29 protein-coding genes are annotated in these 26,011 nt (G+C 44.0%); 19 read left to right on the top strand and 10 right to left on the bottom strand.

Features of this window, described 5'->3' with window-relative positions:
* The first annotated feature begins 62 nt into the window (after positions 1-62).
* A complete protein-coding gene (recQ, locus tag ICE90_RS07715; RefSeq protein WP_216191838.1) occupies positions 63-1,901 on the top strand; it encodes a DNA helicase RecQ in 1,839 nt (612 codons plus the stop codon).
* 43 nt (positions 1,902-1,944) lie between these two features.
* Here recQ and ICE90_RS10830 read toward each other — a convergent pair whose 3' ends face one another.
* From ICE90_RS10830 to ICE90_RS07730, 4 genes are all read right to left on the bottom strand, one after another.
* Positions 1,945-2,067, bottom strand: coding sequence for a hypothetical protein (locus ICE90_RS10830; protein WP_255533333.1), 123 nt, complete (start codon positions 2,065-2,067; stop codon positions 1,945-1,947).
* A gap of 195 nt (positions 2,068-2,262) precedes the next feature.
* The gene (locus ICE90_RS07720) at positions 2,263-3,237 is read right to left on the bottom strand and encodes a hypothetical protein (protein ID WP_216191839.1); all 975 of its coding nucleotides are present in this window, start codon (positions 3,235-3,237) and stop codon (positions 2,263-2,265) included.
* Between the two features lie 2 nt (positions 3,238-3,239).
* A complete protein-coding gene (locus ICE90_RS07725; RefSeq protein WP_215320266.1) occupies positions 3,240-3,659 on the bottom strand; it encodes a hypothetical protein in 420 nt (139 codons plus the stop codon).
* Positions 3,660-3,745: 86 nt separating this feature from the next.
* On the bottom strand, positions 3,746-4,576 hold the full coding sequence (locus tag ICE90_RS07730; protein WP_216191841.1) for a hypothetical protein: 831 nt from the start codon (positions 4,574-4,576) through the stop codon (positions 3,746-3,748).
* Positions 4,577-4,670: 94 nt separating this feature from the next.
* Here ICE90_RS07730 and ICE90_RS07735 point away from each other — a divergent pair, with 94 nt between their 5' ends.
* The 8 genes from ICE90_RS07735 to phoR all read left to right on the top strand — a co-directional run bounded on the left by ICE90_RS07735 (position 4,671) and on the right by phoR (position 12,486).
* The gene (locus tag ICE90_RS07735; protein WP_370624658.1) at positions 4,671-5,702 is read left to right on the top strand and encodes a CorA family divalent cation transporter; all 1,032 of its coding nucleotides are present in this window, start codon (positions 4,671-4,673) and stop codon (positions 5,700-5,702) included.
* 181 nt (positions 5,703-5,883) lie between these two features.
* Positions 5,884-6,906, top strand: a complete 1,023-nt coding sequence (gene pstS, locus ICE90_RS07740; RefSeq protein WP_216154849.1) for a phosphate ABC transporter substrate-binding protein PstS — start codon at positions 5,884-5,886, stop codon at positions 6,904-6,906.
* A 73-nt stretch (positions 6,907-6,979) separates the two neighbouring features.
* Positions 6,980-7,966: a phosphate ABC transporter permease subunit PstC gene (gene pstC / locus ICE90_RS07745; protein ID WP_215322329.1), complete on the top strand. Its 987-nt coding sequence runs from the start codon at positions 6,980-6,982 to the stop codon at positions 7,964-7,966.
* Positions 7,963-8,829, top strand: coding sequence for a phosphate ABC transporter permease PstA (gene pstA, locus ICE90_RS07750; protein ID WP_215320256.1), 867 nt, complete (start codon positions 7,963-7,965; stop codon positions 8,827-8,829). The genes pstC and pstA overlap by 4 nt, the downstream gene beginning before the upstream one ends.
* Before the next feature lie 8 nt (positions 8,830-8,837).
* Positions 8,838-9,674, top strand: coding sequence for a phosphate ABC transporter ATP-binding protein PstB (gene pstB, locus ICE90_RS07755; protein WP_223146584.1), 837 nt, complete (start codon positions 8,838-8,840; stop codon positions 9,672-9,674).
* Between the two features lie 13 nt (positions 9,675-9,687).
* Positions 9,688-10,395, top strand: a complete 708-nt coding sequence (phoU, locus tag ICE90_RS07760; protein WP_215320253.1) for a phosphate signaling complex protein PhoU — start codon at positions 9,688-9,690, stop codon at positions 10,393-10,395.
* A gap of 14 nt (positions 10,396-10,409) precedes the next feature.
* Positions 10,410-11,123: a phosphate regulon transcriptional regulator PhoB gene (gene phoB / locus ICE90_RS07765; RefSeq protein WP_215320251.1), complete on the top strand. Its 714-nt coding sequence runs from the start codon at positions 10,410-10,412 to the stop codon at positions 11,121-11,123.
* A gap of 64 nt (positions 11,124-11,187) precedes the next feature.
* Positions 11,188-12,486, top strand: coding sequence for a phosphate regulon sensor histidine kinase PhoR (gene phoR, locus ICE90_RS07770; RefSeq protein WP_216191843.1), 1,299 nt, complete (start codon positions 11,188-11,190; stop codon positions 12,484-12,486).
* A gap of 2 nt (positions 12,487-12,488) precedes the next feature.
* On the opposite strand, the gene ICE90_RS07775 is transcribed toward phoR, so the two are convergent.
* Together ICE90_RS07775 and ICE90_RS07780 are read right to left on the bottom strand one after the other, a co-directional pair.
* On the bottom strand, positions 12,489-12,689 hold the full coding sequence (locus ICE90_RS07775) for a hypothetical protein (protein ID WP_215320248.1): 201 nt from the start codon (positions 12,687-12,689) through the stop codon (positions 12,489-12,491).
* Between the two features lie 83 nt (positions 12,690-12,772).
* Positions 12,773-13,249 carry an MgtC/SapB family protein gene (locus tag ICE90_RS07780; protein WP_216154853.1) on the bottom strand — a complete coding sequence of 159 codons (477 nt, stop codon included), beginning with the start codon at positions 13,247-13,249 and terminating at the stop codon, positions 12,773-12,775.
* 476 nt (positions 13,250-13,725) lie between these two features.
* On the opposite strand from ICE90_RS07780, the gene ICE90_RS07785 reads away from it, so the two are divergent.
* The 8 genes from ICE90_RS07785 to ppx all read left to right on the top strand — a co-directional run bounded on the left by ICE90_RS07785 (position 13,726) and on the right by ppx (position 20,890).
* The gene (locus ICE90_RS07785) at positions 13,726-13,902 is read left to right on the top strand and encodes a hypothetical protein (RefSeq protein WP_215320244.1); all 177 of its coding nucleotides are present in this window, start codon (positions 13,726-13,728) and stop codon (positions 13,900-13,902) included.
* Positions 13,903-13,929: 27 nt separating this feature from the next.
* The gene (locus tag ICE90_RS07790) at positions 13,930-14,427 is read left to right on the top strand and encodes an arsenate reductase ArsC (RefSeq protein WP_215320241.1); all 498 of its coding nucleotides are present in this window, start codon (positions 13,930-13,932) and stop codon (positions 14,425-14,427) included.
* Between the two features lie 23 nt (positions 14,428-14,450).
* Positions 14,451-14,891: a tautomerase family protein gene (locus ICE90_RS07795; RefSeq protein WP_215320239.1), complete on the top strand. Its 441-nt coding sequence runs from the start codon at positions 14,451-14,453 to the stop codon at positions 14,889-14,891.
* Positions 14,892-14,951: 60 nt separating this feature from the next.
* Positions 14,952-16,382, top strand: a complete 1,431-nt coding sequence (locus ICE90_RS07800) for a DUF2252 domain-containing protein (RefSeq protein WP_216191845.1) — start codon at positions 14,952-14,954, stop codon at positions 16,380-16,382.
* 93 nt (positions 16,383-16,475) lie between these two features.
* Positions 16,476-18,221, top strand: coding sequence for an alkaline phosphatase (locus ICE90_RS07805; protein WP_216191846.1), 1,746 nt, complete (start codon positions 16,476-16,478; stop codon positions 18,219-18,221).
* Between the two features lie 11 nt (positions 18,222-18,232).
* Entirely contained in the window at positions 18,233-18,949 is a 717-nt protein-coding gene (locus tag ICE90_RS07810) for an MgtC/SapB family protein (protein ID WP_216154863.1), read from the top strand.
* 54 nt (positions 18,950-19,003) lie between these two features.
* Positions 19,004-19,216: a GDCCVxC domain-containing (seleno)protein gene (locus ICE90_RS07815; protein WP_215320231.1), complete on the top strand. Its 213-nt coding sequence runs from the start codon at positions 19,004-19,006 to the stop codon at positions 19,214-19,216.
* 111 nt (positions 19,217-19,327) lie between these two features.
* The gene (gene ppx / locus ICE90_RS07820; protein ID WP_216191849.1) at positions 19,328-20,890 is read left to right on the top strand and encodes an exopolyphosphatase; all 1,563 of its coding nucleotides are present in this window, start codon (positions 19,328-19,330) and stop codon (positions 20,888-20,890) included.
* 70 nt (positions 20,891-20,960) lie between these two features.
* Here the strand turns inward: ppx and ICE90_RS07825 are convergent, their stop codons facing one another.
* From ICE90_RS07825 to ICE90_RS07840, 4 genes are read right to left on the bottom strand one after another with little or no spacing between them, the layout of a single operon-like run.
* Positions 20,961-21,884, bottom strand: a complete 924-nt coding sequence (locus tag ICE90_RS07825; protein ID WP_216863863.1) for a GNAT family N-acetyltransferase — start codon at positions 21,882-21,884, stop codon at positions 20,961-20,963.
* Positions 21,885-21,903: 19 nt separating this feature from the next.
* Positions 21,904-22,308: a diacylglycerol kinase gene (locus tag ICE90_RS07830; RefSeq protein ID WP_216154865.1), complete on the bottom strand. Its 405-nt coding sequence runs from the start codon at positions 22,306-22,308 to the stop codon at positions 21,904-21,906.
* Positions 22,309-22,321: 13 nt separating this feature from the next.
* Positions 22,322-23,350: a glycosyltransferase family 1 protein gene (locus ICE90_RS07835; protein ID WP_215320225.1), complete on the bottom strand. Its 1,029-nt coding sequence runs from the start codon at positions 23,348-23,350 to the stop codon at positions 22,322-22,324.
* A complete protein-coding gene (locus ICE90_RS07840) occupies positions 23,347-24,156 on the bottom strand; it encodes a UDP-2,3-diacylglucosamine diphosphatase (protein ID WP_370623812.1) in 810 nt (269 codons plus the stop codon). The genes ICE90_RS07835 and ICE90_RS07840 overlap by 4 nt, the downstream gene beginning before the upstream one ends.
* A 103-nt stretch (positions 24,157-24,259) precedes the next feature.
* On the opposite strand from ICE90_RS07840, the gene ICE90_RS07845 reads away from it, so the two are divergent.
* Both ICE90_RS07845 and ppk2 read left to right on the top strand, forming a co-directional pair.
* Entirely contained in the window at positions 24,260-25,054 is a 795-nt protein-coding gene (locus tag ICE90_RS07845) for a 1-acyl-sn-glycerol-3-phosphate acyltransferase (RefSeq protein WP_216191851.1), read from the top strand.
* Between the two features lie 50 nt (positions 25,055-25,104).
* On the top strand, positions 25,105-26,010 hold the full coding sequence (ppk2, locus tag ICE90_RS07850; RefSeq protein ID WP_216154868.1) for a polyphosphate kinase 2: 906 nt from the start codon (positions 25,105-25,107) through the stop codon (positions 26,008-26,010).
* The last annotated feature ends 1 nt before the right edge of the window (position 26,011 follow it).

The raw sequence follows: 26,011 nt of genomic DNA on the forward strand, positions 1-26,011 counted from the left end.
GCTTTTTATTTATATATAGTTTGCAATCCGCAGTTATTGAATAAGACAGGGGAGTATTACTTTTGCAGTCGAGCCACCAAGTTCTTCATGATGTTTTCGGCTTTGATCAATTCCGTGGGGCTCAAGAGTCTATTGTTAGACATGTAGTGGCAGGCGGCGATGCTTTGGTTCTGATGCCCACTGGCGCCGGTAAGTCGCTGTGCTATCAAATTCCCTCACTTGTTCGACGTGGTGTTGGCGTAGTAGTTTCACCCCTGATTGCACTAATGCAGGATCAGGTTGATGCATTAACCCAGTTAGGCGTTAAAGCCTCTTTTCTAAACTCCAGTTTGGATGCGGCTACATCTCAAAAGGTGACCAGTCAGTTGTTGGCTGGGGATCTTGACTTAATCTATGTGGCGCCTGAGCGTCTCATGAACCCTGGTTTTCTATCGATACTCGATAGACTTAATTCAGGCCCTGGAATTGCCTTGTTCGCGATTGATGAGGCGCATTGCGTTTCTCAATGGGGTCATGATTTCCGTCCGGAATATCGCCAACTCACTGTATTGCATGAGCGATTTCCTAGGGTACCTCGTATCGCCTTAACAGCAACCGCAGATGCGCCAACTCGAGCAGAAATCGTAGAGCGCCTTTCGCTCGAATCTGCCGAGCAGTTTGTCTCCAGCTTTGATCGTCCCAATATTAAATATCGTGTTCTGCAAAAGCAGAGTGCCAAACAACAACTAGAGCACTTTTTAGATGCCGAGCATGCCGATGACTCAGGCATTATTTATTGCCTATCGCGTCGCAGTGTAGAAGAGACTGCGCAATGGCTAAAAGACCGCGGCTGGGATGCTATGCCTTATCACGCAGGCTTAAGCGTTGAAACACGTAGCGCCAATCAAAAACGTTTCCTACGTGAAGAGGGCGTCATCATGGTCGCAACCGTAGCGTTCGGCATGGGTATTGATAAGCCCAACGTTCGCTTTGTAGCTCATCTTGATCTTCCAAAAAGTATGGAGGGGTATTACCAGGAAACAGGGCGCGCAGGACGTGATGGCTTACCCGCAAATGCCTGGATGGCCTATGGATTCGGGGATGTTGTGAGCTTGCGGCAAATGGTCGATTCTGGCGAGGCTTCTGAAGATCGTAAGCGGGTAGAGCGCCAAAAACTCAACGCACTACTGGGTTATTGCGAATCCACATCATGCCGCCATCAAACAATCTTGCGCTACTTTGGAGAGACGCATCCTGGCGGCTGTGGGAACTGTGATAACTGTCTAGAGCCAGTGGCAACTTGGAATGCCACGCAGGAGGTGCAAAAGGCGTTGTCATGCGTTTATCGGACAGGCCAGCGTTTTGGTGTGACCCATTTAATTGATGTTCTCCTTGGCAAGGTTACTCCCAGAGTCAAGCAGTACTTTCATGAGCAGGTCAGCACTTTTGGCATCGGTGCAGAACTCAACCAGGCTCAATGGAATAGCATTTATCGTCAACTAGTAGCAGGCGGTTATCTAGATGTAGACATTGCCCTGCATGGGGGCTTAAAGTTGGTCGATGAGATCGCATTGCCGGTCCTACGTGGCGAGCAAGAGGTTTGGTTGCGAAAAGAAACGGGCTACTCCAAAGCAAAGGCTACAAAATCAGGAGCAAAGAAAAGTTCTACGCATCCCTTTAGTAATGTTGCAGATGAAAAATTGTGGGAGGCACTCAAAGCTAAGCGTACTGAGCTGGCACGCGAGCAAGGGGTTCCACCCTATGTAATTTTTCATGACAGCACTTTGCAGGAGATGGTGAGGTCTACACCAACTACCTTAGATCAATTTAGCGGTATTGGCGGGGTGGGGCAGGCCAAGTTAGATCGATATGGCGAACACTTTATAGAAGTTATCCAGGAAAACCTAGAGCGCCTCAGTTAAATCAAAATAGGGATTAGAACCATCGTCAATTATTTTTTGGTATCTATTTTGAATCGAGCTTTAAGAGTCTTTTTAATCTTTTCTTTAAAAAAGAATGGGATTCCTCGCTGACTTCAGGCTTCTTCTCAAGGCTCGCATCTTCGCTTTGATGTCGTTTGCCACTCATGATGCCCTCGTGAAACTAAAGAATTTGGTTACCTATGGGCTGTTAGTACAAACTATTTACAACCAGTAAAAAGAGAATTGCACTTCATCTCCCATAAGTAGGGCTCCACTTTACTAATGGAATGTGACATGTTGATGCGATTTTGATGACATTTCATAGTCTGAGATTTAGAGCGTGGAATGCCTTGGTTAGGTTTTAGGGTCTTGGAGTAGACATATTTTCTCTGAGCATAATTGGTGTAAAGCTAAATGGTTGCTCAGACTTTGGATTTACCCCAATCGTTACGGCTTGGACTTGTTCTGCGCCCATCACCTCTAGTCGTAATACGTTCTCCAGAGTATGTTTTTGATCTGCCGTTTTCAGTGGCTGATCAACGATGAGTCGATGGCTATCACCGTGAATTAATAGCACAGGCTTCTTGAATGATTGAGCATTTTTGCTGAATACCTGCAATGTATCTCGATAGCCGCTGTCTGGGTTCACTGCCTGTGTGGGTGTGTAGAACATATCGGCTTGGTAGCAGAAGATGATGCCTAAATAATTCATCTTTTGAGCCAGCGCAAAGCTGTTTTGGATCCAATCTATATTAGCTTGGTTACGTTCGTAATATTCCGCTTTTGCTTGTTCATCGCGTTCAAAATTATTGTTAGAGCCGGGAATGTGTATGCTGACAAATAGAAAATGGTTTTTTACCCAGTAAGCATTTTCAACAAACTTTTGATGTTTAGGGTCAACATCAGATTGTCTGGTGAGCTCTAATTGTTGCTTACCCAAACTCTTACGAGTATTAAAGAAAGTACTTCTGAGTTTGTCTAATCGTTCAATGGGATCATAAGATCCAGCCATCGGTCGATGGCAATCAGTCCACTCATTATCCCCAACGCTATAAATTAAGGGGGATGTGAATTGATTGAAATAGCCCTTAACCTTTTGGTTGTATTCATCGCTACAAGGTGTTGAGCCTGATTTAGTGTCGCCAATAAATAGGCTAAAACTCGGATTAGTTTGGTTGATTGCGGCGATTAATCTCTCGTAGCGGGGGTAGTCTTCAGGGATGGAGTAAGGCATATCTCCTAAGGCTACAAATTTAAATGACTCTAATGATTGAGCGGTTGCACCCAAAGAACAAGCGAAGAGTAGTCCAGCAAGTATTGATTTAAGTAATTTCATGCTTATTTGTAAGAGGTGAGTGCATCATCTAGTTCCTTTATTTCAAGCTCGCCAAAAATATAGGAATCTGAGCTTACTTGCTTCCAGCCTAGGTCATGGAAAACATCTTCATAACTCTTAGAATATTTTTTATTACTCTGATAAAAGATCTCCGTTAATTCATCTTGCTCATCTTCCTCGATGGTATCGGAAAAATAAATCACTTTTTCCCCACCATAAGTCTTGCTAATGGCGCCACCAGGGATATCTTCAATACAGATGCCAATATTTGGGTCGTATGCCTTAATAAAGGTGGGTTTACTTTCGGTTATAACGGAGCCCAATTTCCAGACCATGCCGCACTTAATTTCTTTATTGGATTTCTGAAATAGGTTGCGCTCTACTAAGGAGCCCATTTCTAAAGGAATAATCTGATAGTACATTTAGTTGCTCCAATTTAAATGTAATGGGGTTCCTTTGAGTTTGCTACGAAATTGTGACAATTTCATATCCGCCATCTAATCAAATTTCAAAATCTCCAAGTAATCCCAACTTCGCTTCGTGTTGCCCCGGCCGATTGCGCTGCAAAAGTTTCACCATAGTTTGCTCCGGTCCGCATATAGGAAATACCAAGATCTATAGTCTTAGTAAGGGAGTAAATCCCCGCTATCAAGGCGTAATGACTTAAGTATTGTTCGGTTGATGGTGGGTTAGTTGCTGCCCCAAGGTCTAAAGCGATTTTTAAATTCTTAGAAATAGACCAAACAGGAGCAATAGACACTAAAAAGATATTTGTCCGATTAGGATCAGAAGCAGTCCCGACACTGTAATTCGTGTTGTATGGCGAGCGCATATAAACAACGTTCAGGTGCAGCTCGATATCCTCCCAGTATTTAGAGGCGATGAAGTTCACGCCATAATTCAAGGCAGCTAAGCCTAAGCCTGCAACTTGCTGCTGTTTACCGGCAGGCAATACAGCCGTTGGCTTAATGGCGAGGGCATACCCTAGATCGTTATCCTCATGAAAGCGCCACTTGCTTGCTAGTACATAATTTGAGAACTTGGAGAAAGTACCGCTTGGCTCGTTATAGTAGGTTGCAGAGAGCGATGCCTCTAATTGGTCGCTTAGTCCACGCGTGTACGTAAATGGAAATGCTTTTGCATCGGTTCGGCCGGTGTACTCTTCGCCTGGGGTCATTACGTCTGCTTGCTGGGATCCACCATTTCGGTTGATGGAGAAAAAATATTGCTCAATTTGATTCCCTCCAGCCTTTACAGTACCTGCATCATCGGTATTCAGGGGCTCAAAAGCATAGGCAAATGCTGGTAAAAGCAGAAACGCAAGGAATAACGCTTTCATTGGAATCTACAAAGACCTGCTTATTGTTCAAACAATCTGTTTAGACTAATTTCATGTCATTTTGATGTCAGGTGTACTTAGTGTCACTTGTTGTGTGCCATACAATTTAGTGATGACTTTAGAAATCATTGCAAAACCTTTTCCAGTTGCAGGTGTTGTATTCGCTTGGGCTATGCCCATTTCAGGTAATGGGTATGAAATTCCATTGTTTGAAATTTCTGGGGCACTTGAAAATCCAGATATCTCTATTTGGCTGCATTTAAATCTATCTAATTCCCAAATTCAGCGGTGGCTCGAAAATACCCCATTGATTCCAGAGCGTGTGGTAGAGATGATTCAAGAAGGTGTCAACCTCAGTCGTTTGGAACGCATTGAAAAGTTAGATGATTGTCTTTTAATGGTCATGAACGACTTTCAGCAAGAGTTTGGAGAGGAGGGCGGTGACTCCGGCTTGGGAACCCTTTGGGCGATTGTCCGGCCAAAGCTGATGGTTTCTTTGCGCAACAACCCCCTGAGAACTACCGATAAATTGCGGTATGACTTAAGAAATGGTCAACTCAACCCAGCCTCTGTCATTGAATTATTTCATGAGCTACTGGACTTGCGTGCCGAGCAATTGCGAACGCTGTTGGTACATCTTTCTGAGAATATGGATGATTTGGAGGAAAAACTTCTCAAAGGAAGGGAATTTCCAGAGCATGAAAATCTTGGCAGGATACGCATTCAATGTAGTCGGCTTCGAAGACACTTTTCACCAGAATTAATCGCTTTACATCGCCTATTAAAGCGTCTCCCATACTGGTTTAGCGAGGAAGATAAGCATCGCTTAAATGATGATTTGGACTTGCTTTCCTACTTGGTGCAGGAGATTTCTAGTCTTTACGACCGCGCAAAGGTACTGCAAGACGAGCAGGCAGCCCACGTAGCAGAATTTAATGCCAAGAACTTGCAAGTGTTGTCCGTAATGACGGTAATCTTTTTACCAATGACCTTAATTACCGGCGTGATGGGTATGAATATGGAGGACCTGCCGGGATTAAGAGGGTCTTTTTATGAAGTCATGGTTCTGATGTCTGTTACTGGTGCGGCAGTTTTTGCTGCATTAAAACTAAAAAGGATCATTTAATCTCCTGATTAAGTCCTCCCCAGTTGGTCGAATGGCATCATAGCGGGCTGGAAAATATTGTATAAACCATTGATTTATAATGAATTTTTCCTTAATGACACTTTGTCATTAAATCGTCACAGTGAAAACGTATTGTCTCGTTATCGCAATGTTGCGTTATTTCAATACCAGGACTAATCACATGAAATCTTTTTTGAAAAAAGCACTAGTCATCGGTGCTATTGCTTTGGCCCCTACAGCTTACGCTGTTGAAATGACTGGAGCTGGCTCTTCATTCATCTATCCAGTGCTCAGCAAATGGGCTGAGTCTTATAAGGCTAAAAGTGGTGATGGCCTTAACTACCAGTCTATCGGCTCAGGTGGTGGTATTAAACAAATTAAAGCTAAGACAGTAGATTTTGGTGCTACCGACGCCCCAATGGCATTTGATGATCTCCAAAGTCATGGCATGGTTCAGTTCCCTGCAATTATTGGTGGTGTTGTAGTTGTTGTGAACATTGAAGGTGTTGGTCCAAATCAGCTCAAGCTCTCAGGCGACTTGTTGTCAGATATTTTCCAGGGTAGCGTAACTGATTGGAGCGATAAGCGCGTTGCTCTGTTGAACCCAGGTATGAAGATTCCTTCAGGCCCAATCACTGTTGTTACTCGTGCTGATGGTTCTGGTACTACTGCAATTTTTACTAGTTTCCTTTCTAAGGCAAGCAGCAACTTTAAAGAAGCGGTTGGTTTTGGTGCCCAAGTTAAGTGGCCTGCAGCCTCTACAGTTAGCGGCAAAGGTAATGAAGGCGTTGCTGCAAACGTAGCCCGCATTAAGAATTCCATTGGTTATGTTGAGTATGCATATGCCAAAAAGAATAATTTGAGCTACACACAAGTTCGCAATGCTGATGGCGTAATGGTTTCTCCAACTGCTGAAGCATTTGCAGCCGCTTCCGCTGGTACAGATTGGTCTAAGTTTCCTGGCATGAATACATTCATCACATATGCTGCTGGTGCAAAATCCTGGCCTATTACCGGCGCTACTTTTGTGGTGCTTTACAAAAAGCCAGAAAACAAATCTCAAGCTGCTGCAGTATTGAAATTCTTTGAGTACTCTTTCAAAGATGGCAAAAAAGCAGCTTCAGAATTGGATTACGTTCCAATGCCTGATGCAACTGTAGATTACATTCGCAAACAAGTTTGGTCACAGGTTGACACTAAGTAATTCTTCTTTGTATTTTTGATCATTACGACCCTGGCTTCCAGGGTCGTTTTTTAACTTTAGCTTAAGTCTAATGATGAATACTTTGGAATCAGCGGGCGCGCCGACGCTAGTGGCCGCAAGAATTGCGCGTCTTCAGCGCATTCAAGATTTTCTTTTCCACCGCGTAACTCAATTTTTCTCTCTTTCTGTGCTTTTTGCGCTCTTGGGGATTATTGGCTCCTTATTTGTGAATGCATGGCCTGCATTGAAAGAGTTTGGACCGCAATTTTTCATTACACCAGCCTGGGATATTGTTAATGGTGATTTTGGTGGATTAATTGCTATTTATGGCACCTTGGTCTCCTCGGTGATTGCGCTATTGATTGCAGTACCACTTAGTTTTGGCATTGCTTTTTTCTTGACTGAAATTTGCCCTCCACCCTTAAGGCGTCCACTTGGGACTGCGGTGGAGTTGTTGGCAGCAGTACCATCTATTATTTATGGCATGTTTGGTTTATTTGTTTTTGCACCAATCTTTGGTGACTATATTGAGCCGGCACTTCAGGCCACTCTTGGTCAAATTCCCTTTATCGGAATTTTATTTTCTGGCCCACCAAACGGAATTGGAATGTTATGTGCGGGATTAATTCTTGCCTTGATGATTCTTCCTTTTATTGCATCGGTCATGCGCGATGTCTTTGAAATCGTGCCTCCTGTTCTAAAAGAGTCGGCTTATGGTATTGGTTGCACTACTTGGGAAGTAGTAAGAAACATTGTTTTGCCATACACCAAAGCGGGAGTAATTGGCGGTGTGATGTTGGGTCTTGGCAGAGCGCTTGGAGAGACGATGGCTGTTACTTTCGTTATTGGTAATGCGCAGCGTATTTCAGCTTCTCTTTTTGCGCCAGGAAGCTCAATAGCATCAACATTAGCCAACCAGTTTGGCGAGGCAGAGGCTGGTTTGCATTACTCATCTCTTTTCGCGCTCGGACTTGCTCTATTTTTTATTACGTTTGTTGTATTGGCTTTTGCTAAATGGATGTTGATCAGCATGGAAAAGAAGCAAGGACTTAAATCATGAGTTCAAACGTTAACTTTGATATGACCGTGTTTGCCCGTCGAAAAAGGACCAATAAAATTGGCCTAACTTTATCCATGATTGCAATGGCAATTGGAATGGCAAGTTTGATCTGGATTTTAAGCATCCTTTTTATTAAAGGGTTTTCTGCAATCAATCTAAATATGTTTACAGCAAGCACACCAGCTCCAGGCACTGAGGGTGGTGGATTGGCTAATGCAATTGTTGGTAGCCTTTTATTGGTTGGGTCATGTACATTTATCAGCACGCCTGTAGGTGTGCTGGCGGGTCTCTATCTTTCTGAATATGGTGATCGAAGTCGAGTGGCCTCTTTGACTCGTTTCGTTACCGATATCATGCTGTCCGCACCATCAATCGTAATTGGGCTATTTGTCTATGCCTTATATGTTGCTAAGGTACAGCATTTCTCAGGATGGGCGGGCACTATTGCATTAGCTCTGATTGCAATTCCAGTGGTTGTGCGTACCACGGAAAATATGCTGCGCTTAGTACCTGGAAGTTTGCGTGAGGCGGCTTATGCTTTGGGAACACCTAAGTGGAAAGTGGCATTTATGGTTACCTTGCGCGCTGCACAAAGCGGTATCATGACCGGCATTCTTCTAGCTCTTGCTAGAGTTAGCGGCGAAACAGCGCCTTTATTGTTTACTGCGTTGAGCAATCAATTTTTCTCCACAGATATGAATAAGCCTATGGCTAATTTACCGGTGGTTATTTTCCAATTTGCGATGAGCCCCTATGACAACTGGGTAAGTCTTGCTTGGGGTGGATCTCTTTTGATTACATTTACCGTTCTCGGTTTGAATATTTTGGCACGAGTGGTATTTCGTGAGAAGGTCCAAGGATGATGAGTAATATGAAAACTATGTTTGACTTAAATAAGATTGATGGTCAAGGGGGTAAAGTGGAAACAACAAATCAACATTCAGAACAGGCAGCAATTAATGCCCTTGAAGTCAGAAATCTGAATTTCTTTTACGGTGCTTTCCAGGGCCTCAAGAATATTAATCTGGATATTGAGCAGGGTAAAGTGACAGCATTCATTGGCCCTTCAGGCTGCGGCAAATCCACATTACTACGTACCTTGAATCGTATGTACGACCTCTATCCAGGGCAACGTGCTGAAGGTGAAATCAATTTCTATGGCCAGAATATTTTGGAGCCAGGGCAGGACTTGAACCTGCTTCGTTCACGTATTGGTATGGTTTTCCAAAAACCAACCCCATTTCCAATGTCGATCTATGAAAACATTGCTTTTGGTGTGCGCCTCTATGAAAAACTCTCTCGTTCGGAAATGGATGAGCGTGTTGAATGGGCTTTGAATAAAGCTGCTCTATGGACTGAAGCAAAAGACAAGTTAAACCAAAGTGGTTTATCTCTCTCTGGCGGTCAACAACAACGTTTGTGTATCGCTCGTGGTGTTGCAGTCAAGCCATCAGTCATTTTGCTCGATGAGCCAACTTCTGCTTTGGATCCAATTTCGACTGGAAAAATCGAAGAGCTGATCAATGAGCTAAAGCATGAGTACACCATTGCTATCGTTACTCACAATATGCAACAGGCAGCCCGCGTATCCGACTACACTGCTTATATGTACCTTGGTAGTTTGGTCGAGTATGGTAAAACAGACGAAATCTTTATCAAGCCTAAGCGTAAAGAAACAGAAGACTACATCACCGGCCGCTTCGGTTAATTGGAGATACAAAATGCCAGATAAACACCTATCCTCACAATTTGATGCCGATCTTAATTCGCTTTCAAGCCGATTGCTTGAAATGGGTGGATTGGTTGAGTCTCAAATTTCCACAGCTATGCGTGCATTCACGCAAATGGATCTTGATACCTGCAACATCGTGATTGAAAACGAAAAGCTTGTAAATGATCTTGAGATCCAAATTGATTTAGCTTGCACTGAAGTAATTGCGCGTCGTCAACCAACTGCGCGAGATCTTCGTTTGGTAATGGCGGTATCTAAAGCGATTACGAATTTGGAGCGAGCGGGCGATGAGGCGGAGCGCGTTGCCAAGCGCACTAAGCGTTTAATTGAGTCTGGTACCCCACACAATATTAACGTTGCCGAAATTCGTCTATCAGGGCAAATGGCCATTAATCTATTGCGTCGTAGCTTAGATGCATTTGCAAGGCTAGACACTGTAGCCGCTGCAGAGGTGGTTGCGGAAGATCGTCAAATTGATGAGGAATTCAGAGGCTTTGTTCGTAAGTTAATTACTTATATGTCTGAAGATCCGCACATTATCAGCACTGGATTAGATATGTTAACGATTGCTAAGGCTATCGAACGTATTGGCGATCACGCTAAGAATATTGCAGAATTCGTGATTTACATCGCAAAAGGGTCCGATGTGCGTCATATTCCGCATGAAGACTTGGTGCGCGAAGCCAATAAGCAGTAAACCAGCGCCTGAACATGACTCACCGCATACTAATAGTTGAAGATGAGCCATCAATTGCAGAGTTAATTGCAATTAATCTAACTCATGCTGGTTACGAAGTTGAAAAGGCCATGCAGGCTGATATAGCCTTGGGCATGATGAAAGAGCGCTTGCCGAACTTGGTTATTTTGGACTGGATGCTTCCTGGAAAGTCCGGCGTACAGTTTGCCAAAGAATTAAGAGCAAATGATCGTACAAGGGGACTACCAATCCTGATGTTGACTGCTAAAAGTGAAGAGGTAGATAAAGTCTTGGGTTTAGATTCCGGGGCCGATGATTATGTCACCAAGCCATTCTCGCCCAAGGAGCTGATTGCTAGGGTTAGAGCGCTACTGCGAAGACAGACCGCCGTTGACGATACTGGTCCCCTCACGGTTGGCCCACTAAAGTTAGATCCCAGCTCCCACAGAGTCTTAGCAGTTTGGCCTAATTCTGAGCCAAAGCCAATATCCCTTGGCCCTACTGAATATAGACTTCTTCAGTACTTCATGGCTAACCCAGAACGAGTGCATTCACGTACAAATTTGCTCGATAAAGTATGGGGCAATGAGGTCTATATCGAAGAGCGCACTGTGGACGTTCACATCAAACGCTTAAGGGCTGCATTAAGCCCTTTTGACTGCGATCGATTTATTGAGACAGTTCGAGGTAGCGGCTACCGCATCACCAAGATACCAACTGAATCCTAGGGCCTATTTTTAAGGCTTTTAAGGCTATTTCAGGGCTCTCCTTAAGATGGTCTAAGATTGCACCATGATTTCTGCCATCTCGCGCTACATTGTCTTTGCATGCTTTGTTTTGATAGCTTCATTTACCGCCTTCTATACATGGGGTGCTCAATGGGCTATTTTTATAAGTATTGCCCTAATGTCCATTCCTTTGATTTACTCTTACATCAATCTAGCGCGCCTATTAAAGAATATTCAGTCAGATACCGTTGAGAGCATGCCTTTGCCTAGTGGTTTTTGGGAAGAGATTTTTTTTAAGCTGCAGCGTTTGGTAAAAAGCTTAAAGCAGAGAATGCGCATTATTGAGCAGCAGCATGAGCACTTTATAGAGGCCTTCCAAGCATCTCCTAATGGCATCGTGATGCTTGATGAAAGCGATCATATTGAGTGGTGCAATTCAATTGCAGAAAGTTTCTTTGGCCTGAACTATAAGCGTGATGTCATGCAACGGATTAATTTTCTTATTCGTCGCCCAGAATTTATTCAATATTTAAGCAGACGTCATTTTGAAGAGCCATTACTTTTAGAGCGAATGGGGCCAGACAGTAGCTTTAGCTTAATGGTGCAAGCATTTCCATTTGGAAATCAACGTAATTTGTTGTTGGTGCAAAACGTGACCGATCTGCAAAAAGCAGATTCTATGAGGCGCGATTTCGTTGCTAACGTATCCCATGAGATGAGAACCCCTATTACCGTCTTAATGGGATTTCTAGAGACCGTTCAAACCCTGGATCTCGAGAAGAGTCAACGCGATCAATATTTTGACATGATGATGTCCCAGGCGCACCGTATGAAAAGTTTGGTTGAGGACCTGTTGACGCTAGCAAATTTGGAGGCAAATTCATTGCCAGCTGCAATGAACAAGATCAATACTGAAACTTTGATGGCATTGCTGAGAAATGATGCTGAGGCTTTATCCCAAGGAAAGCATAGCTTTAGTTTTGAGGTTGCTGATAAGCAATGCTTGTTGGGTGAGGAAAGAGAAATACTCTCAGCATTTAGTAATTTAGTTTCAAATGCAATTCGCTACACGCCAGATGCAGGTTCAATTCATGTAAGGTGGTGCGCTAATGCACAAGGGCAGGGTGAATTTTCTGTTACAGATACTGGCCCCGGGATTGCCTCAGAGCACCTTGCAAGGCTGACGGAGCGTTTTTATCGAGTGGACAGAAGTCGTTCTCGTGATACGGGTGGTACCGGCCTAGGCTTGGCAATCGTCAAGCATATTGCAAGTCGTCATCAAGCTCAGTTATTAATAGAAAGCATGCCCGGCAAAGGCAGCACTTTTACGCTGCGCTTTCCTAAAGAGCGTTTAACCCTTTAAATCTAGTCTTTCTTCTTTTTCTTCTTCTTCTTGGATTCTTTGGTCAGCTTTTCCGCCTTTCCGCTTGCGTATAGGCACCAAACCTTAATCTCTTCAAGCAACTCAACTAGATCTTCATGTGGAAGGCTTTTAAGGTCAACCAGCCCAATAGCACCAGTTTCTTGCAGCTGTTTCACTGCGTCTTCATATCGATAATCACTCATGGCATATGCTTGTCATTGTTGGGATGTGCAATCCTAGCAAAGTAATATGACAAAAATCTATTTTTTGACTGTTTTAATGGATTTCAGTCAGGCTCATTCGAGATCTCGGAGCTACGCCTAACCCCATTTAGCCTGGCAAACAACCGCTCCATAGGACCGCCAATCAGTAAGGTGAGCAATATTGCACCCAAAGAGAATCCCCCAAGCGCAAATTGCCCAGCCCCAAATGCCGCCCCAATCAGGGCGCAAGCCCAAAGGCTTGCTGCTGTAGTTAGCCCGTGGACTCGCTGTGAGCGCTGCTCCCGAATAATGACACCGGCACCCAGGAAGCCAAGGCCGGTAATAAGCCCTTGAAGAACACGGCTAACAGACTGCGCATCATCCTTCACAAAGTCGCTGATAAGCATAACAGCCGTGGCTGAGCCAATGGCTACCAAAGAGTGGGTCCGAATTCCGGCAGATTTATGGTGCAGCCAGCGGTTTAGGCCGAGCACAGATCCAACAAAGAGGGCCAGGGCTAATCTGAGGGCAATAGTGCTGTAGAGATCCCAATCAAACATCTGAATTTCCTTGTTGGATAAGTGTTTATATAAGTCGGAGTGTATCGCAGCTGTGTCAATCGGTCACAAAAGCGCCTTCACCTTGTCACTTCGACGGTAAATAATTCAATTGTTAAACCAATGGCATTTTTACAAAATAAAAATGTCCCAATTAATCTTTCATCATAGAGATTTATATGAAAAAAACTTTATTAGCAATTTGGCAAGTCTGGTACGAAGCACGCTTAGCTTATGCAAGTCGTTACGCTTCCCATCGTCTTGGTAGTTAATTTTATTTTCATAATCTGGTCATTTCTTTGTAACAAAGCACTAATATCTTTAATGGGTCAGAAAGTTTCTGACCAAGACAAATCTGTACCGCTCTTCCTTTACACCCAGCCTATGCTGGGTTTTTCTTTTTTAAACGCTTTAATAGAATTGAAATATACAAGCCATAGGATAGCGATATCGATGATTTACTAGAAAGCGAAAACCCTATGAATGCAGATTTAACAAAATACCTATCTGATGTATTTCGGAATGAAGTTCAGGGAAATGCGAATTTCAAATCCGTCAATAATGAAATGCAAGCCAGTAGAGATTTGGTAGACCCAAAGATCGATCAATTTGTACTCGATAAAAGATTCTCACTACGCTTAGATGAAATTATTTAATTAGTGTTCTTTAATGGCTATTGATTGATGACTCATTCTTACAATATTTTATTTCTGTGTACCGGTAATTCAGCTCGATCCATTCTTGCTGAAGCACTTGCAACCACTCTTAGTCATGGTCGTTTTATAGGGTACTCAGCGGGCTCGAATCCAAAGAAATTTGTACATCCGATTGCTTTGAAACTCGCTAGAGAGATGGGATACCCTCTCGAATTGCTTAGAAGTAAGTCTTGGGATGAGTTTGGTAGGCATGATGCGCCACATATGGATTTCATTATTACCGTTTGTGATTCTGCTGCAGGTGAAGAGTGCCCTTATTGGCCCGGCCATCCTACAACTGCACATTGGGGCTTTATGGACCCAGGTGCTGTTACTGGTACCGATCAAGAAATGTGGGGTGCGTTTAGAAAAGTTGAGATGGGTTTGAGAAATCGCATCGAGTTATTGCTTGATCTTCCAATTGATAAATTGGATCATTTGCAAATTAAAGATGAGCTTCATTCTATTCATCAACATTGTGACTAAAGTATTCACAGGTATACCTCACTATGGCTACATATAGCATCAATTACGCCGGAATCTCGCTCACAACTCATCAAAAATTTACTATTGCTAAAGCAATTACTAAAATTCATGCTGATGTCACTGGTGCTGAGGCTTACTTTGCCCAAGTCATTTTTAAGCAATTGGATCCGCATGATTGTTTTATTGGTGGCGTTCTTCTTGATGAACCCCACCTTTTTTTAAGCGGGCAAATCCGCAGCGGTAGAGGTGAGCAAATGAAAAAACAACTTCTCGTTGAGCTTGAGGTAGCCATTCAGAGCGTCTCTGGATTGGCGGGTCATCAGATTTGGGCATATATTGATGAAATTATTCCCTGTCAAATGATCGAATATGGCCAAATATTACCTGCGGTCGGGGACGATAGTGTTTGGTTCTCGACTCTGCCGGTAGGCATTCAGAAGAAGCTAAATTTCCTGAATTCATAGTTAGACCTGTTTTTGAAATAGCTTTAATATGGGTGGGTATATTCATTACCCAGGTAGCCCATGCACCCACAGAAGAAGCCTAAATTTGCTGTACTTAGGTCGGTAGAGTCCTTTAGCAATCCAAGACCTAGCATCAAAAAGCGTATGGCAGATGGCAAGGCCTTGCGTAAGGTGGTGAGCTTTGCTCAGCAGGGTATCTATACGCCACCACCACATCGGATTCATCCCATCACAATTCTTGAGAATCAAGCCAAGACTCGCATTGAGTCCTTGATTCCAATTCGTTACGAACGAATGTTGCAGTCACCTTTTGCTTTTTACCGTGGTGGTGCTGCGATCATGGCTCAAGACTTAGCCAATCAGCCATATACCAATATTACAGTTCAGCTGTGTGGAGATATGCATGTTTCTAATTTTGGCCTGTTTGGAACTGCAGAACATCGTCTGGTATTTGGCATCAATGACTTTGACGAAACTCTGCCCGGTAGTTGGGAGTGGGATCTGAAGCGTCTTGTTGCTAGTGCGGTGATTGCATGTGAAAGCAATGGTGGCGATAAAGCATTAAGCAAAAAAATAGTGTTACGCATTTGCGCTGAATATCAAAAGCGGATGCTTCAATATGCAAAGATGCCCTATTTAGATTTGGCACAAGAATTCATTAGCGATACAAATATTCGCAAGCATTTTAATAAAGATCACCAAAAGCAAATCGACGCTTACTTAAGGCAGACTAAAGGGCAGGGAAATGTGCAGGTCTTACAAAAACTCACCACTCTTGTTGGCAAAGATAGAAAGATTATCAATAAGGCCCCCTTAATTGAGCATTTCAAAAAGAATGCTTTTGGCCATCCTTTGAGTACACTCATTGATAAGGCTTTACTGAATTATTCAAGCACCTTGCTGGCTGATCGCAAGATTCTGTTTGAGCGCTATGTTTTGAAGGATTTTGCACGCAAGATAGTTGGGGTTGGAAGTGTGGGGACTAATTGCATGGTTTTTTATTTTGAGGGTGATAGTGAAAGCGATCCCTTATTCTTGCAATACAAGGAAGCCCAAAAATCTGTCTTGAGTCCGTATTTGGGTGAATCAATCTATCGTGATATGGGCCAGCGCGTCGTGGCTGGTCAGAGATTGCTCCAAGGTGCCCCAGATATCTTTTTGAATTACGGCTCTATGCAATTTGATATTGATAAAAGCCAGGGGTTTTATCTACGTCAATTACGTGATATGAAAGGCGGTATACCGATTGGCTCAGGCGGAGTTTCTTTAAAGAATTTTGCAGATTATTCCAAATTGTATGGCTGGGCACTAGCTCTTGGGCATGCCCGTTCTGGCGATGCAGCTGAGATTGCTGGGTATTGTGGTGAGGAAAAAGAGTTTGGTGCGGCCATGTATTCATTTGCCAGGTCTTATGCAAAGCAAAATGAGCATGACTTTGAGCTGTTCCGTAAGGCCGTTAAGAGTGGAAGACTTAAGGCAGCCAAGGCATGAATGCTCTGAATTAGAGTGCTGTCGGGCGGTCATCAAATTGTCATTTGATTGGGAGATAGTCTAATTTGACCTATCTTGTTCACTATTTATCCCATGAATACATTACCATTTCTGAGAACTACATTTCTTATCTTCTTGGGTAGCTTTGCTGGACTAGCGCAAGCTGCAGCAATTTATCCAATCGATCAAGCCTCTATATTGGCGGGTTCTAAGTTCGATATCAAGGTTGAATTCAATGCCGTTACCACTCCTGAAGAGGTTCTTATCGAACTTAACGGCTCACCAATCAATAAAACCATTGGCGCCAAACCAGAGTTCATTTCAAATGAAAATGGTAGAGGTAGCTCCTTTCTATTTAGGGATGTTCAGCTATCAAAAGCTGGTAAATATCAAATCATCGCTCGAGCACCCCAAGAGAAATTACAGGTAACCTGGGATGTTTACGCAACGGGTCCTCGCCGTGTTAAGAATGTGATTCTATTTATTGGTGATGGGATGACGATTGCTAATCGAACAACTGCTAGAGTTTTATCCAAAGGTATTCAGGAGGGCAAGTATCAAGGTCGATTAGCCTTTGACGATATGCCAAATACTGCCATGATTGGGACATCGGGGTCTGATTCCCTTATTACAGACTCTGCCAACTCTATGAGTGCATATACAACGGGGCATAAGACAGCAGTAAATGCCATGGGAGTCTATGTATCCCGGGCCAGTGATAATCTCGCACATCCCAATGTGGAAACGATTGCAGAGCTCATCAAGCGCAATACCAAGATGGCGATAGGTATCGTTTCTGATGCTGAACTAGAAGATGCAACGCCAGGCGCTATGGTTTCTCATACAAGACGCAGGGCAGACAAACAATATATCGCTGATCAACTACTATCTAGCGGTGCAGAAGTCATTCTCGGTGGAGGGTCAGCCTATTTTTATCCGCAATCCACCAAGGGTTCAAAACGTAAAGATGAAAAGAATTTGGTAGACAGTTTTAAGTCTGATGGTTATCAGTTGGCCTTTACCAAGCAGGAGTTGATTTCTGCGTCTGAAAATAAGACGACTAAAAAGTTATTTGGCGTCTTTCATCCGGACAATATGGATGGATCACTGGATCGCCTGTATTTGAAAAAGAATACGGTTGAGCAATACCCTAATCAGCCAGATTTAACAGAGATGACGCAGTCTGCCATTGATGTGCTATCTAGAAATCCTAATGGATTTTTCTTGATGGTTGAGGCAGCATTAATTGATAAGTTCAACCATCCTCTCGATTGGGAGCGGGCGGCATTCGACACCATCATGTTGAGTAACGCCGTGCAGATTGCTAAAGATTTTGCTAAAACGCATCCGGATACCTTGATCATCGTAACGCCCGATCACACCCATAGCGGATCCATTAGCGGGGTGGTGCACGACGATAAGCCGGGCCCATTGCGTGAAAAGGTGGGCACCTATGCTGAGGCAGGCTACCCAAACTACCCAAAAGCGGATATCCAGGGTTATCCAAATAAGATCGATGTATCTAAACGCATCGCATTTTTTTATGGCAACTACCCAGATCATTATGAGACCTTACATCCAAAACTGGGTGGCACTTTTGTTCCTGCCGTTAAAGATGATTCCGGTAAATATGTAGCCAATCCAAAATATCTCCAACTTCAGGAGGATGCGATTCATGTGGGCGGAAATCTGCCCTCGCACCAAGAGTCTGGGGTGCACACAGCAGATGATGCCGTTCTGAATGCTATGGGTCCGGGGGCAGATAAATTCAAGGGTTTCATGGATAACACCGAGGTATTCAAAGTAATGGTAGAGTCATTAGGTCTTGGCTCTAAATAAATACTAGTCCTATGGAGTTTGTTAGCAACATTAATTACGCGTCGTTAACTGATACCACAATCAGTCTGACTGCGGCTTTTTTCTTTGGCGGTTTAATTGGTCTAGAGCGTCAGTATCGCCAACGAACTGCAGGCTTAAGAACTAATATTCTGGTAGCTATTGGCGCTGCGATTTTTGTTGATGCTGGAAATCGTCTGACGGGTCATGATGGGGCTGTGCATGTAATGGCTTATGTTGTCTCTGGCATTGGCTTTTTAGGTGCTGGCGTCATCATGCGCGAGGAAGGTAATGTTCGTGGGATTAATACGGCGGCCACCTTATGGGCCTCAGGAGCGGTGGGTGCCTGTGCTGGTGCAGATCTAATTTTGGAGTCCGGATTGGCGACTTTATTTATTTTGGCTGCTAATACTCTTTTGCGACCTGTGGTGACTTTTATCAATCGTCAGCCACTAGATACCATCTCGGTTGAGGTGACCAATTCGGTATATATCATCACCCCTAAGCATGCTCAAAAGCATGCCTTAAAGCAATTTATTAAGACGCTAGAAGAAGCAGGGTATCAAACCCAAGACGTTGAGGTGCATCAATTTGGAAGTGATGATGTGGAAATACAGGCTGTTTTAACTGCATCGGCTGTTGATGGAGATGAAATGGATCAGTTGATTGCTAAGATTGCTGATCAAGAGTTCGTGACTCAGGCATTCTGGAGCCCTAGTACAACGGATTAAGCTATTTATATGTATTGACACAATATTGAAATATTTTTGGTTCAGTATTGCGTTGTGAATACAAACGCTGCATTTTTAGAATCTATCGTTACCTGCCCTTATTGCCAAGCTTCAGAGGCTATTCAGATTGAGCAGGGCTCTTCTCAGCACTTATATCGTTGCCGCACCTGTAGTGCTATTTTGAAGCCAAAGTCTGGTGATTGCTGCATCTTATGTAGCTTTGGCAATCGTGATTGTTCCAGTTCAGAGCAAAACTTAGCAGCCTAATCAGAGCTCTTATTCCCGGCCACAAAGGCTTGCTAGCATTTTCATCAATGTGTCACGGTTTTTACATAAAATAGACACAATTGATACAGCATTCCATTTTTGGGGAATATTTTGGCCGGCAATCCCGTAGATCCTTTAGTTCATTCAGAAGACCTTGTTGCTGCGGTCGATTTAGGATCGAATAGTTTTCGCATGCTGGTGGCTCAAGCAGTAAACACCCCATCAGGCACTCAGTTACGTCCTATAGATACCTTGCGTGAGACAGTCCGCTTGGCTGCTGGTCTGACTGAAAATAAATTGCTTGGTAATGATGCCTATCAACGGGGTTTGATTGCTATTCGGCGCTTTGGAGAGCGCATTCGCGGCTTTGATCCTGCCAATGTTCGAGCGGTCGCAACGAATACTTTGCGCGTTGCCAAAAATTCCCAACAATTTATAGAAGATGCGCAAGTAGCTCTAGGGTTCCCGATTGAAGTCATTGCTGGGGTTGAGGAGGCACGGCTGATTTATATCGGAGCGGCGCATGAGGTTCAGGCTGTACAGGGTAATAGATTGGTGATTGATATTGGCGGTGGTTCTACTGAATTTATTATCGGCAAAGGCTATGAGCCTAAGTTGATGGAAAGCCTTTATATCGGCTGCGTATCTCACAGTATGCGATTTTTCCCTAAGGGAAATATTGATGCTCATGCCTTTAAGGAGGCTGAGTTGGCAGCTCGCCGTGAAATACAGGTTATTTCTGGCGCGTATTTAAGAAGCGGCTGGAAGCAGGTTATCGGCTCTTCCGGTACCGCTAGAGCTTTAGCTGATCTCATTGGAAATAATCATTTCAATGGCAGTGGCGACGGCTTAACAATGGGCCGCGTCAATAGCTCAAGCGGAATGATTACCCGTGAAGGCCTTAAGAATCTCAAAAAACACCTTCTCAAGTATGAACATGTAAATCAAGTGGAGCTAGAGGGTCTGAAGGATGATAGAAGATCTGTGTGGCCAGGCGGTTTAGCAATTATGTTGGCAGCATTCGATGAATTGGGCATTGAAGAGATGGAAGTAACGGACGCTGCATTGCGTAGCGGTGTCTTATATGACTTACTTGGTCGATCGCAACATCACGATATGCGATATGTGACTGTAGAGCAATTTATGCAACGCTATATCGTTGATCGAGAGCAGGCAGATCGGGTTGGTAAATTAGCTGCTGATTTTTTGCAGCAATTACCAAAGCCAGAATCAGAGAGTAGAGCTGATAATATTGCCCTATTGCAGTGGGCTGCCAACCTACATGAAATCGGCTTATCAATCTCTCACAATGGCTATCACAAGCATTCTGCTTATATAGCGGGCAATGCAGATATGCCTGGGTTCTCTAAGAATGATCAGGCTAGGCTTGCCGCCTTGCTGATTGGACATACTGGCAAACTAGGCAAGCTAGCGAATAATGTTAGCTTTGAAGACTGGCGCATGCTTTTTTGTTTGCGACTTGCTCAAGTGCTGTGTCGCGGCCGCAATGACACCAACTTTCCGAAGGTAAAAGTTTCTGAACATGCTGGCTCGTATTTAGTTAGCCTTTCCAAGGAATGGGTTGCTGAGCATCCTTTGACTGAATTTAGCCTCCTGAAAGAGGCGGCAGAATGGGAAAGGGTAGGGCGCTCCTACCAAGTTAGCTTTAAGTAGATGTGCATTTCAGAATAAAAAAGCCACTTCAATACGAAGTGGCTTTTGTCTTGCAATTAATGCTCTTGACTTATAAACCCAAGAAATGCTTTGCGTAACGCGGGTTGATTTCTGAGAGACGGAGCATTGTCAATAAGTCGGCTGTATTGAAATCTGGATCCCAAGCTGGGGCGCTACAAATTTTGGCGCCAAGCTTCAAGTAGCCCTTGATTAACGGTGGAGGCTGTACATCTAAGCCGCCATTTAATTTATCTAAAGGCAAAGGTAAACGCGGGAAGGCATGGAACTCCGTTGGCGCCATTTGATCATTGCCTAGGGAGTTGTAGAAGCTCGCTGCAAAGTGACCTCCATCAGCCATGGGGATGCTAGCGCAGCCAAGCATAATTTCATAGCCATTCTTTTGCATATACTGAGCCAAGCCGCTCCATAGCGCCATGATGACGGCTCCTGAGCGATAGTCTTGGTGAACACAAGACCTACCGAGCTCAACCAATTTAGGACGTAGGTGATCAATGCGGGATAGATCGAATTCGGAATCAGAATAGAGGCGACCGATTTCTTGTGCCTTATGTGGAGGCAGTACGCGATAGGTGCCAACTACTTTCAGGCTATCTTGATCGCGAATCAATAAATGATCGCAATAAGAGTCAAACTCATCTACATCTAAGCCTTCGACGTTCTTTGGGAGATTGGCGCCCATTTCTTCAGCGAATACTTTATAGCGTAATCTTTGTGCCTCTTTAACCTCGCCCGGTGTGCTTGCCCAAACAATTTGAAATGCCGGTTTTTTAGGCTTATCAATCTGAATCGCAGGAGCAGGAGCTATTTCTCTGAGCTCAGCTCTGGATGTAGTGACAAATTTTTTGCCAAACAGCTTCTTAGCCAACTTTTTGGTGAGTTTTTTAAGGGGATTTGGCTTGATTCCTTTTAAGGCTTTGACCTTTTTAGGGGAAAAGATCTCAAATGAACCAATTGGATTAGGGATGTCAGACATAACTGGCCTTAGTGGATGATTAAAGTGTTAGAAGTAGGGGGATGCAGACTGCGGCCCAGAGTAGAGCAGCTACAAATAGAGCAAGCATGACAGCGGCACTACCAAAATCTTTCGCTCTTTTAGAGAGGTCATGATGTTCGAATGAGATGCGATCGATCGCCGCTTCCACACTGGAATTTAATAGTTCAATAACAAGCACCATCATCAACGAGGAAACTAGTAATGACTTTTCTAGCAGGGTGATCGGCAACAAGAGGGCGACTGGTGTTAGCAAGGCAAATAAAGTCAGCTCTTGTCTAAACGCACTTTCTTCCATAAATGCATAAACCAAACCACACCAAGAGTTCTTGGCTGCATGCCATGCTCTGGCAAGGCCTCGATTGCCCTTATGGGGGTTCTGATCTATGTGATATGGAGAGTTCAAGATACGTTTTTCTTTAGGCTAGTGCTGTTACATGAACTTCTGTTGTTGGTACGGGCTTAAGGTGATTGGCAAATTGCTCTGAGGCCGCTCTCCAGGAGAATTTCTCAGCATGTGCACGTGCTACTTCACGAGGAATTTTCAGGGCCTGCATACAAGCCTCACGCAAGTCTTCGTTCATGGCGCCTGAATTGGAGTTACCCAGCACATCAATCGGGCCGGTCACTGGGTAGGCTGCCACTGGAGTACCACATGCCATAGCCTCGAGTAAAACCAGGCCAAAAGTATCGGTTTTGCTAGGAAATACAAATACATCTGCTGCTGCATACACTTTTGCTAACTCATGCTGCTGAAGAACTCCCAGATAGTTCACTTCTGGATATTTTTCTTTGATTCCAGCCATCGCTGGACCATCTCCTACCACCCACTTTGAACCTGGTAAATCAATTTCTAAAAATGCATTGATGTTTTTCTCAACAGCAACTCTGCCCACGTATAAAAAAATGGGATGCGCAGTATTCAATGCCTTTGAATCTTGCATCTTAAAAATATCCAGATCAACGCCTCTTGACCACAAGACCACATTCTTGAGGCCGTATTTTTCAAGATCATCTTTAACCACAATGGTTGGCGCCATCACAGCCATTGATGGGCCATGGAACCACCGAATAAATGCATAAGTAATTGCCAAAGGGATGCCGGTACGCGCTTTGACGTATTCAGGGAAGCGTGTGTGATAAGCGGTAGAGAATGGCAGGCGATTCTTTACTGCATAGGCGCGAGCTGATAAACCTAGTGGGCCTTCAGTGGCAATATGCATTGCATCCGGTGCAAATTCTTTAATGCGACGAGCAACTTCTTTTCCTGGAAAGAGTGAGAGAGCAATATCCGGGTAGGTTGGGCAGGGGATGGATTTAAAACCTGTTGGTGTAATCATCTCTACTTGATGCCCCATTGCGGTTAATTCAGCGCGGGTTTGTTTTAGGGTGCGGACAACACCGTTTACTTGTGGATCCCATGCATCCGTAATGATCATAATTTTCATAGCGCAGCCTCTTTGATGAGTGATTCGATAGCGGGTTGAAGAGTGATTTGAGGTGACTCAACTGGCTCACCCTTGATCTGTGTCCAGTGAATAATTTTGAGTTCACCTGTTTGTGTTTCAACTAGTGCGGTAAGGCTCTCGACCCAATCACCATCGTTGCAATACAACAAGCCATCAATCTCGCGAATTTCTGCTTTGTGAATATGTCCGCATACAACCCCATCACAACCACGTAGACGTGCTTCTCTGGCCATAATGTGCTCAAAGTCTGCGATATAACTGACGGCATTCTTTACTTGGTGTTTAAGGTATTGCGATAGCGACCAATACTGCAGACCCATCTTGGCGCGGACCATATTAAAGTAACGGTTTATATAAAGAATAAGCGAATAGAGGTTATCACCAACGTATGCAAGCCACTTGGCGTATTGCATCACGCCATCAAACTGATCACCATGGGTGACCCATAGTTTTCTGCCATCTACTGTTGTATGAATTACCTCTTCAACTACCTTGACATCACCAAAAGACATTCCAAAGAATTGTCTGGCGCTTTCATCATGATTTCCGGGAACATAGATGACTTCGGTTCCCTTGCGTGCCTTACGCAAGAGTTTTTGTACTACATCATTATGCGATTGAGGCCAGTAGAAAGATTTTTTCAGTCTCCAGCCATCAATAATGTCACCAACTAGGTAAAATTTATCTGCTTCGTTGTGTTTTAAGAAATCCAGAAGGTAGTCTGCCTGACACCCTGATGTTCCTAGGTGTACGTCTGAAATCCAGATGGCTTTGTAATGCATCATGAAACAGTATTAAGCCTACTGAGTATGAAACTAGAATGACAGTTCCAAGTCAGTTTTATGACGACGTAGCATTTTCCGAATGTGTTTTATATTCCTATAACGTATGAGTCTAAGTAAATACCTCAAACAGCCCCCGTTTCAATATTGGGCTTCTGCATTCTCGTGGGTTTTAGTGTGGGGTCATGTGATTGGCGGATTAGCTACTTTGTCTTTTCAGTTCCCATTTGCCACTCAGGAGGTCAAAAATAGGCATATTCAAAAGTGGTCAAAAAGGTTGCTATCTATTTTTGGTGTTGAATTAAGACTCAAAAATGCAGAAATTCTTCCTGCCACCCCCTATCTGCTGGCATCAAACCATATCTCTTGGATGGATATTCACGCTATTAATGCGTTTAAGCCTATTCGATTTGTTGCAAAATCTGATGTAGAGGGCTGGCCTATATTTGGATGGATGGCGAAACAATTGGGTACGGTATTTATCAGGCGTGATAGCGCTCGTCATGGAAGGCATGTTGCTAACGAAGTGAGTGATGTGCTTAAAGCTGAGTCTGTCTGCATTTTTCCGGAGGGTACATCCACAATAGGTGAGGGCGTCCTGCCATTCAAGCCTAATTTATTTGAATCGGCTGTTATTGCTCAGGCGCCAGTCTATTCCTTGGCAATTACCTATAGATCTTTGTTATCTGGTGACAGAAGTGAGGCGCCGGCATTTGTGGGTGATATGGGCTTGCTCGAATCCATGAATAGGATCCTGAAAGATCGAAAGCTGATAGTAGAACTGGTCTTTTTACCACCCTCAGGGGCCAGTCCAGATGCATCGAGTGACCGAAAGTGGCTGGCATTGCACAGCCAGGAGGCTATCTCTGCTCATATAAAAGGCAATCCTCGGCTGATGTAATAAATGTGTCATCATTTCTAGCTATAAATCTAGTCTAGGAGCGTAAACCAATGACATCGAAGCATAACGAAATGGCCGACTGGTATCGCCGTGCCCAAGAAGAGATTCTGGATAGCATGGACGAGGAGCTTGAAATGGAGCTCGATGATGATCGTCTATCGCACGATGGAAGCGAGAGCTCTCAAATTCCACGTAATGTCTACTTTCGTGAGCTTTTTAGACTTCAGGGTGAATTAGTTAAGCTCCAAGACTGGGTTGTAGCCAATAAACTCAAAGTTGCAGTCTTATTTGAAGGTCGTGATTCTGCAGGTAAGGGCGGCGCGATCAAGCGAATCACTCAGAGACTTAACCCGCGTGTATGCAAAGTGGTTGCCCTACCTGCGCCAAACGAGCGCGAGAAAACACAGTGGTACTTTCAAAGATATATATCCCAGTTGCCTGCTGGCGGCGAGATCGTTTTATTTGATAGAAGTTGGTACAACCGTGCTGGCGTTGAGAGGGTAATGGGTTTTTGTACTGATGATGAGTACGAAGAATTTCTAAGAACAGTTCCTGACCTTGAGCGCATGATGATTAGTTCAGGCGTTATCTTGATCAAGTACTGGTTCTCTATCTCAGATGACGAGCAATATAACCGCTTCATGATGCGTATTCATGATCCGTTAAAGCAGTGGAAGTTAAGCCCAATGGACCTGGAAGCAAGAAGGCTTTGGGAGGCTTATACAAAGGCCAAAGAAACCATGCTTGAACGTACGCACATTCCTGAGGCTCCTTGGTGGGTGGTCGCCGCCAATGATAAGAAAAAAGCACGTCTCAACTGCATTACGCATTTATTGAATCAAATTCCCTATCAAGAGATTGATCACCCAGAGATTACTTTGCCAAAGCGCGTGCACAATCCAGACTATCTACGTGGGCCAGTACCGCCTGAAATGTATGTTCCAGAGGTTTTCTGAA

The organism is Polynucleobacter sp. AP-RePozz3-80-G7 (assembly GCF_018882145.1).
In the GTDB taxonomy this organism is placed as follows: domain Bacteria; phylum Pseudomonadota; class Gammaproteobacteria; order Burkholderiales; family Burkholderiaceae; genus Polynucleobacter.

Excerpts from the sequence above, each read along its gene's own strand:
- ICE90_RS10830 (WP_255533333.1), bottom strand. The coding sequence starts at position 2,067 with ATGAGTGGCAAACGACATCAAAGCGAAGATGCGAGCCTTGAGAAGAAG.
- ICE90_RS07720 (WP_216191839.1), bottom strand. The coding sequence starts at position 3,237 with ATGAAATTACTTAAATCAATACTTGCTGGACTACTCTTCGCTTGTTCT.
- ICE90_RS07725 (WP_215320266.1), bottom strand. The coding sequence starts at position 3,659 with ATGTACTATCAGATTATTCCTTTAGAAATGGGCTCCTTAGTAGAGCGC.
- ICE90_RS07730 (WP_216191841.1), bottom strand. The coding sequence starts at position 4,576 with ATGAAAGCGTTATTCCTTGCGTTTCTGCTTTTACCAGCATTTGCCTAT.
- pstS (WP_216154849.1), top strand. The coding sequence starts at position 5,884 with ATGAAATCTTTTTTGAAAAAAGCACTAGTCATCGGTGCTATTGCTTTG.
- pstC (WP_215322329.1), top strand. The coding sequence starts at position 6,980 with ATGAATACTTTGGAATCAGCGGGCGCGCCGACGCTAGTGGCCGCAAGA.
- pstA (WP_215320256.1), top strand. The coding sequence starts at position 7,963 with ATGAGTTCAAACGTTAACTTTGATATGACCGTGTTTGCCCGTCGAAAA.
- pstB (WP_223146584.1), top strand. The coding sequence starts at position 8,838 with ATGAAAACTATGTTTGACTTAAATAAGATTGATGGTCAAGGGGGTAAA.
- phoU (WP_215320253.1), top strand. The coding sequence starts at position 9,688 with ATGCCAGATAAACACCTATCCTCACAATTTGATGCCGATCTTAATTCG.
- phoB (WP_215320251.1), top strand. The coding sequence starts at position 10,410 with ATGACTCACCGCATACTAATAGTTGAAGATGAGCCATCAATTGCAGAG.
- phoR (WP_216191843.1), top strand. The coding sequence starts at position 11,188 with ATGATTTCTGCCATCTCGCGCTACATTGTCTTTGCATGCTTTGTTTTG.
- ICE90_RS07775 (WP_215320248.1), bottom strand. The coding sequence starts at position 12,689 with ATGAGTGATTATCGATATGAAGACGCAGTGAAACAGCTGCAAGAAACT.
- ICE90_RS07780 (WP_216154853.1), bottom strand. The coding sequence starts at position 13,249 with ATGTTTGATTGGGATCTCTACAGCACTATTGCCCTCAGATTAGCCCTG.
- ICE90_RS07785 (WP_215320244.1), top strand. The coding sequence starts at position 13,726 with ATGAATGCAGATTTAACAAAATACCTATCTGATGTATTTCGGAATGAA.
- ICE90_RS07790 (WP_215320241.1), top strand. The coding sequence starts at position 13,930 with ATGACTCATTCTTACAATATTTTATTTCTGTGTACCGGTAATTCAGCT.
- ICE90_RS07795 (WP_215320239.1), top strand. The coding sequence starts at position 14,451 with ATGGCTACATATAGCATCAATTACGCCGGAATCTCGCTCACAACTCAT.
- ICE90_RS07800 (WP_216191845.1), top strand. The coding sequence starts at position 14,952 with ATGCACCCACAGAAGAAGCCTAAATTTGCTGTACTTAGGTCGGTAGAG.
- ICE90_RS07805 (WP_216191846.1), top strand. The coding sequence starts at position 16,476 with ATGAATACATTACCATTTCTGAGAACTACATTTCTTATCTTCTTGGGT.
- ICE90_RS07810 (WP_216154863.1), top strand. The coding sequence starts at position 18,233 with ATGGAGTTTGTTAGCAACATTAATTACGCGTCGTTAACTGATACCACA.
- ICE90_RS07825 (WP_216863863.1), bottom strand. The coding sequence starts at position 21,884 with ATGTCTGACATCCCTAATCCAATTGGTTCATTTGAGATCTTTTCCCCT.
- ICE90_RS07835 (WP_215320225.1), bottom strand. The coding sequence starts at position 23,350 with ATGAAAATTATGATCATTACGGATGCATGGGATCCACAAGTAAACGGT.
- ICE90_RS07840 (WP_370623812.1), bottom strand. The coding sequence starts at position 24,156 with ATGATGCATTACAAAGCCATCTGGATTTCAGACGTACACCTAGGAACA.
- ICE90_RS07845 (WP_216191851.1), top strand. The coding sequence starts at position 24,260 with ATGAGTCTAAGTAAATACCTCAAACAGCCCCCGTTTCAATATTGGGCT.
- ppk2 (WP_216154868.1), top strand. The coding sequence starts at position 25,105 with ATGACATCGAAGCATAACGAAATGGCCGACTGGTATCGCCGTGCCCAA.